Here is a 5,801-nt window from a genome sequence, read left to right as displayed (position 1 = left end):
CTGCCAGCCGCCATGGACCGGCGGCTGCGCCCGATCGATGTGCTGGTTCTGCCAACGACGCCGCTGATCGCCCCGGCCATCCAGCCGCTGCTGGAGGATGACGACCTGTATGACCGCACGGACGGATTGCTGCTGCGCAATCCGCAGGTTGCAAACCAGTTCGACTTGACCGCGATTTCGCTGTCAATGCCTGAAATGAGCCTTCCGGCCGGCCTGATGCTGTTCGCTCGCAGGGGCCATGATCGCCGCCTGCTGAGCATAGCCGCGGCGGTCGAGGAGCTTTTTCGCCGCGCTTCGTAGACTCAGGTTTTGAGCCGATAGCCGGTCTTGAAGATCCAGGCGACCACGCCGAGACAGAGTGCGAGGAATGCGAGCGTCATGCCGAGGCTGATGCCGACGCTGACATCGGCCGCGCCATAAAAGCTCCAGCGGAAGCCGCTGACCAGGTAGAGCACCGGGTTGAACAGCGTTACGTTCTGCCAGAAGGGCGGCAGCATGCTGATGGAATAGAAGCTGCCGCCGAGGAAGGTCAGCGGCGTGACGATGAGGAGCGGCACCAGTTGCAGCTTCTCGAAGCCGTCGGCCCAGATGCCGATGATGAAACCGAACAGGCTGAAGGTGACCGCCGTAAGCACAAGGAACAGGATCATCCAGAACGGATGCACGATCGTGAGATCCACGAAAAGCGCCGCGGTCGCCAGTATGATCGTGCCGAGGATGACCGATTTGGTCGCTGCCGCCCCGACATAGGCGATGGTGATCTCCAGGAACGACACCGGCGCGGAGAGGATCTCATAGATCGTGCCGACGAACTTCGGAAAGTAGATTCCGAACGAGGCGTTGGAGATGCTCTGGGTGAGCAGCGACAGCATGATCAGCCCGGGCACGATGAACGCGCCGTAGCTGACGCCGTCGATCTCGGGGATGCGCGAGCCGATCGCCGCGCCGAAGACAACGAAATAGAGCGACGTTGATATGACCGGCGAAACGATGCTCTGCAGCAGCGTGCGCCAGGTGCGCGCCATCTCGAAAAGGTAGATCGCGCGGATCGCATGGAGGTTCATGGCTGTTCCCTCACCAGGCCGACGAAAATCTCCTCGAGCGAACTCTGGTCGGTCTGGATGTCCTTGAAGCGTATTCCCGCCGCGCTCAGATCCTGCAGCAGCGTGGTGATGCCGGTCCGCTCGCCCTGCGTATCGTAGGTGTAGACCAGCTCCTGGCCGTCTTCGGCGAGTTCCATTCCGTACGAGCGCAGGTTCTCCGGTATGGCGGCCAGCGGATACTGGAGTTGCAGCGTCAGCCGCTTCTTGCCAAGTTTGCGCATCAGCTCGACCTTGTCCTCGACGAGGATCAGCTCGCCCTGATGGATCACGCCGATGCGGTCGGCCATCTCCTCGGCCTCCTCGATATAGTGCGTGGTCAGGATAATGGTGACGCCGGTGTCGCGCAGCGAGCGCACGACGTTCCACATGTCGCGGCGCAATTCGACGTCGACGCCGGCAGTCGGCTCGTCGAGGAACAGGATACGCGGCTCGTGCGACAGCGCCTTGGCTATCATCACCCGGCGTTTCATGCCGCCCGAGAGCGTCATGATCTTGCTGTCCTTCTTGTCCCACAGCGACAGGTCGCGCAGCACGCGCTCGACATGCGCCGGGTCGGGCCTCTTGCCGAACAGGCCGCGGCTGAAGCTGACCGTCGCCCAGACCGTCTCGAATGCGTCCGTCGTCAGTTCCTGCGGCACGAGGCCGATCTGCGAACGGGCCTGGCGGTAATCGGAGATGATATCATAGCCATCGGCGAGCACCGTTCCTTCCGTCGGATTGACGATGCCGCAGATGATGCCGATCAGCGTGGTCTTGCCGGCGCCGTTCGGCCCCAAAAGCGCGAATATCTCGCCGCGCGTGATCTCCAGGTCGACGTTCTTGAGCGCCTGGAATCCCGACGCGTAGGTCTTGGAAAGATTCGAGACGGAAATGACTGGCTGCATGGGAATGGCGTTGGCGGTTGGAGGGGCGGCTCGTCGCGGGGAGGGATTAGTCGAGGAAAATGCGGAATTGGTTCGGAAGCCGAATGTCTGCGCGAATATATGGGCTGCTGGTGAATGCACAAGCCTTAGGCACGAGATCAAAAGCAGAAGATGAGGCCGACGTCTTCCGACGCTTGGTCGCCGATCCCTAAAAGGTGCGGCGCAATATCGGGGACTTGCCTTCCGCTGTGGTCTCGGCCAAAACGCCGCCATGCTTATAATCAACGATCTTTCGCTCCGTATCGCCGGACGCCTGCTCCTCGACCATGCCTCGCTGACGCTGCCGGCAGGAACGAAGGCGGGGCTCGTCGGCCGCAACGGAACCGGCAAGACCACCCTGTTCAAGGCGATCACCGGAGACATGGCGGCCGAGACCGGCTCCGTCAGCCTGCCGAGGAACACGCGCATCGGCCAGGTTGCGCAGGAGGCGCCCGGCACCGAGGAGCCGCTGATCGAAATCGTGCTCAAGGCCGACGTCGAGCGCACGGCGCTTCTGGCCGAGGAGCAGACAACGGCGGACCCGCACCGCATCGCCGAGATACACATGCGGCTGGCCGATATCGATGCGCATTCGGCTGAAGCTCGCGCGGCGACAATTCTGGCGGGCCTTGGCTTCGATGCCGAGGCGCAGAAGCGGCCGGCTTCGTCGTTCTCGGGCGGCTGGCGCATGCGCGTGGCGCTGGCGGCCGTGCTGTTTTCCGAGCCGGACCTGCTGCTGCTCGACGAGCCGACCAACTATCTCGACCTCGAAGGCACGCTCTGGCTCGAAACTTATGTCGCGAAGTACCCGCACACGGTCCTGCTGATCTCGCATGACCGCGATTTGCTCAACCGCGCGGTCAACTCGATCGTGCATCTCGACAAGCAGAAGCTGACCTTCTGGCGCGGCGCCTACGATCAGTTCGAGCGCCAGCATGCCGAGCAGGCGATGTTGCAGGAGAAGAGCCGCGCCAAGCAGGAAGCGGCGCGCAAGCATATGGAATCATTCGTCGAACGCTTCCGCGCCAAGGCTTCCAAGGCGCGCCAGGCGCAGTCGCGGCTAAAGGCGCTCGAAAAGATGAAGCCGATCTCGGCGGTCGTGAACGAGACGGTACGGCCGTTTTCATTCCCCGAGCCGGTGAAGACGGTGGCTTCGCCGATCGTGGCGCTGGACCATGTCAATGTCGGCTATCAGCCGGGCAGCCCGATCCTGAAGAAGATGACGCTCCGGATCGACGCCGACGACCGCATCGCGCTGCTCGGCGCCAACGGCAACGGCAAGTCGACCTTCGCCAAGCTTCTGGCCGGCCGCCTGAAGCCGGAAACCGGCACGATGACGATCGCGCCGGGGCTGAAGGTCGCGATCTTCGCCCAGCACCAACTCGACGATCTGAGGCCCGAAGAGAACGCCTACGAGCATGTCCGGCGGCTGATGCCGGAAGCGCCGGAATCGAAGGTTCGAGCGCGGGTCGCGCAGTTCGGGCTGGTGACGGAAAAGATGAACACGCCGGCCAAGGATCTGTCCGGCGGCGAGAAGGCGCGCCTGCTGATGGGGCTGTCGGCGTTCGAGGGACCGAACCTCTTCATCCTCGACGAGCCTACCAACCATCTGGATATCGACAGCCGCGAGTCGCTGATCCATGCGCTCAACGATTTTCCGGGAGCGGTGATCCTGATCTCGCACGACCGGCACCTGATCGAGGCGACGGCCGACCGGCTGTGGCTGGTCAAGGACGGCCAGGTGAACCCTTACGACGGCGATCTCGGGGACTATCGCCAGCAGGTCACCGGCGTCGCCGGCGACCGCAAGGAGCGGCGTGAGGCGGAGAAGGCATCCAAGGCCGATCGCCGCCGCGAGGCTGCCCAGCGCCGCAATGCGATGGAGCCGGTCGCCAAGGAGATCCGCGCGACCGAAGCGCTGATGGACCGCATCCGCAAGCGCATCGACGGGATCGAGGACGAATTGGCAAATCCGGCGGTCTACGAGAAGGATCCCTCGACGGCGACACGCCTCGCCAAGGAGCGCTCGCAATTGACTCAGACGCTTGCCGGCCACGAGGAAAAATGGCTGGCGCTGTCGGCCGAGTACGAGGAAGGCACGGCGGATTAGGGCGACTTTATGGACGAGCAAATCTTCGACCGGATGCACCTTGAGGACAGCTATTTTCTCGGAATGGTCGCTGATGGAACGCGGCTTCGTCTGCGTGTGCTATTCGCCGTACTGCCCGGCCACCCTTCGTATGCTCAGCCTCTTCCAAGTGAGATGTATTGCTACCGCGAGGGCGATGTCAGATTTGAATCTCCCCACGTGATCGAATTGCACACTGCTGAAAAACCTTCAATAATTGCCGATCCAGATGGAACGCTTGATCTGGGACGTATCGAGGTGTTCTCAGAAGGTGATCACTACCGCATTGTCACTGAGTGGTTCGATCTGAAACTAAGCGCCAAGAGAGTATCTGTGATGATGGAACCCGGAACTGATTCGAACTAGGATCATCCTGTGAACGAGCGGCAGGAAACCGAGGATTTCTTTCGCCGGAGAGCGGCAGCGGCTGATCGCATTGCCTTTCTCGATTTTCTCGACGGCGCAGGAAGCGAGCTGCCTGCTGAGGGCGATGTCCTTCCGGCAAAACGAGCGCGTGGCACAACGATAACTGATACACGCGGCGGGAAAACTAGCTAAAATCCCATCCATGAACCAGCACGCGACGATAAAAATCGGCCATTCGGCCTGTCCGCATGACTGTCCGTCGACCTGTGCGCTCGATGTGGAGATCCTCGACGGCGATCGCATCGGCCGGGTGCACGGCGCAAAGGACAACAGCTACACGGCCGGCGTGATCTGCGCCAAGGTCGCGCGCTACGCCGATCGCATTCATCATCCCGACCGGTTGCTGAAGCCGCTGGTGCGCTCAGGCGCCAAGGGCGAAGGCGGCTGGAAGGAGGCAAGCTGGGAAGCGGCGCTCGATCTCGTGGCGGAAAAGTTCATCGCCGCCGAGGAGAAGCACGGCTCGGAGACGGTTTGGCCTTATTTCTACGCCGGCACCATGGGCCTTGTGCAGCGCGACGGCATTGAGCGGCTGCGTCACGCCAAGAAATATTCGGGCTTCTTCGGCTCGATCTGCACCAATCTCGCCTGGACGGGCTGGATGATGGGCGCCGGAGCGTTGCGGGGGCCGGACCCGCGCGAGATGGCGAAGTCGGATTGTGTCGTGATCTGGGGCACCAATGCGGTGGTCACCCAGGTCAATGTGATGACCCATGCGGTCAGGGCGCGCAAGGAGCGCGGGGCTAAGATCGTCGTCATCGACGTCTACGAGAACGCGACGATGAAGCAGGCCGACATGGGGCTGGTCCTGAAGCCCGGCACCGACGGTGCTTTGGCCTGCGCGGTCATGCATGTGCTGTTCCGCGACGGCATGGCCGACCGGGACTACCTCGAAAAATACACCGACGATCCGAAGGGGCTGGAGGCGCATCTGGCGACCCGCACGCCGGAATGGGCAGCGGCGATTACCGGCCTTTCCGTGGCCGAGATCGAAGCCTTTGCGCGGCTAGTCGGCACGACCAAGAAAACATTCTTCCGCCTCGGCTATGGCTTCGCGCGTCAGCGCAACGGCTCGGTGAACATGCATGCGGCGATGTCGATCGCGTCGGTTACGGGGTGCTGGCAGTATGAGGGCGGCGGCGCCTTCCATTCCAATTCGGGCGTGCTCAAGCTCAATGGCGAGTTGCACGAGGGCACGCGGCTGCGCGATCCAAAGATCCGCTATCTCGACCATTCGCGGATTGG

Annotated in this window: 5 protein-coding genes and 1 pseudogene; 4 read left to right on the top strand and 2 right to left on the bottom strand. The window is 62.4% G+C overall.

The window, feature by feature from the left end:
• Nucleotides 1-300: pseudogene (locus MAXJ12_RS11440) on the top strand (amidase); the annotation flags it as partial.
• Nucleotides 301-302: 2 nt separating this feature from the next.
• Here the strand turns inward: MAXJ12_RS11440 and MAXJ12_RS11435 are convergent.
• Together MAXJ12_RS11435 and MAXJ12_RS11430 are read right to left on the bottom strand one after the other, a co-directional pair.
• On the bottom strand, nucleotides 303-1,064 hold the full coding sequence (locus MAXJ12_RS11435) for an ABC transporter permease (protein WP_008836017.1): 762 nt from the start codon (nucleotides 1,062-1,064) through the stop codon (nucleotides 303-305).
• Nucleotides 1,061-1,987, bottom strand: a complete 927-nt coding sequence (locus MAXJ12_RS11430) for an ABC transporter ATP-binding protein (RefSeq protein WP_008836016.1) — start codon at nucleotides 1,985-1,987, stop codon at nucleotides 1,061-1,063. Before MAXJ12_RS11430 ends, MAXJ12_RS11435 begins: the two co-directional genes overlap by 4 nt.
• Before the next feature lie 250 nt (nucleotides 1,988-2,237).
• Here MAXJ12_RS11430 and MAXJ12_RS11425 point away from each other — a divergent pair, with 250 nt between their 5' ends.
• From MAXJ12_RS11425 to MAXJ12_RS11415, 3 genes are all read left to right on the top strand, one after another.
• Nucleotides 2,238-4,115, top strand: a complete 1,878-nt coding sequence (locus tag MAXJ12_RS11425) for an ABC-F family ATP-binding cassette domain-containing protein (protein ID WP_008836015.1) — start codon at nucleotides 2,238-2,240, stop codon at nucleotides 4,113-4,115.
• 9 nt (nucleotides 4,116-4,124) lie between these two features.
• A complete protein-coding gene (locus tag MAXJ12_RS11420; protein ID WP_008836014.1) occupies nucleotides 4,125-4,499 on the top strand; it encodes a hypothetical protein in 375 nt (124 codons plus the stop codon).
• A 202-nt stretch (nucleotides 4,500-4,701) separates the two neighbouring features.
• A partial coding sequence (locus MAXJ12_RS11415) for a molybdopterin-dependent oxidoreductase (protein WP_008836013.1) occupies nucleotides 4,702-5,801 on the top strand: 1,100 nt, incomplete at its 3' end.

This window comes from Mesorhizobium alhagi CCNWXJ12-2, assembly GCF_000236565.1.
GTDB lineage: Bacteria > Pseudomonadota > Alphaproteobacteria > Rhizobiales > Rhizobiaceae > Allomesorhizobium > Allomesorhizobium alhagi.
Note: the sequence above shows the minus strand (reverse complement) of the source record. Positions and strands in the feature narration are given on the sequence as shown.

Bases quoted from the DNA above. Each gene is read 5' to 3' on its own strand.
- MAXJ12_RS11435 (WP_008836017.1), bottom strand. From the start codon at position 1,064: ATGAACCTCCATGCGATCCGCGCGATCTACCTTTTCGAGATGGCGCGC.
- MAXJ12_RS11420 (WP_008836014.1), top strand. From the start codon at position 4,125: ATGGACGAGCAAATCTTCGACCGGATGCACCTTGAGGACAGCTATTTT.
- MAXJ12_RS11430 (WP_008836016.1), bottom strand. From the start codon at position 1,987: ATGCAGCCAGTCATTTCCGTCTCGAATCTTTCCAAGACCTACGCGTCG.
- MAXJ12_RS11425 (WP_008836015.1), top strand. From the start codon at position 2,238: ATGCTTATAATCAACGATCTTTCGCTCCGTATCGCCGGACGCCTGCTC.